Genomic DNA, 302 nt, shown 5'->3' on the forward strand with positions numbered 1-302 from the left:
CGGGCATAGTCCGTCAGCGCGATGCCCTCGACCGCCGCCTGCCAGGCCTGCAGCACGGCCCGTACGCCGGCGCCGGGCCCGTCCGGATGGCTGACGATGCCGCCGCCGCAGAGGTAGAGGAGATCGAGCGTGCGGCCAGTGCGCCGATAGGTTTCGGGCGCCTGGCCGCCCCACTGGCCGGAGCAGGCCACGGGCAGCGCGCAATCGTCTGATGAGAACAGCGGCGTCGTCACCGCCTTGAAGGAGCGGATGAAAGAATCGTCCGGCTCCCAATATTTCGAGCCGATGCCGTTGATCTGGAA

General features: G+C 68.5%; 1 protein-coding gene. It reads right to left on the minus strand.

Features of this window, described 5'->3' with window-relative positions; genetic code table 11:
- The coding region (locus EN807_RS34335; protein ID WP_246684537.1) for a RuBisCO large subunit C-terminal-like domain-containing protein at positions 1-302 on the minus strand (302 nt) is incomplete at both ends.

The organism is Mesorhizobium sp. M5C.F.Ca.ET.164.01.1.1 (assembly GCF_004792125.1).
GTDB lineage: Bacteria > Pseudomonadota > Alphaproteobacteria > Rhizobiales > Rhizobiaceae > Mesorhizobium > Mesorhizobium wenxiniae.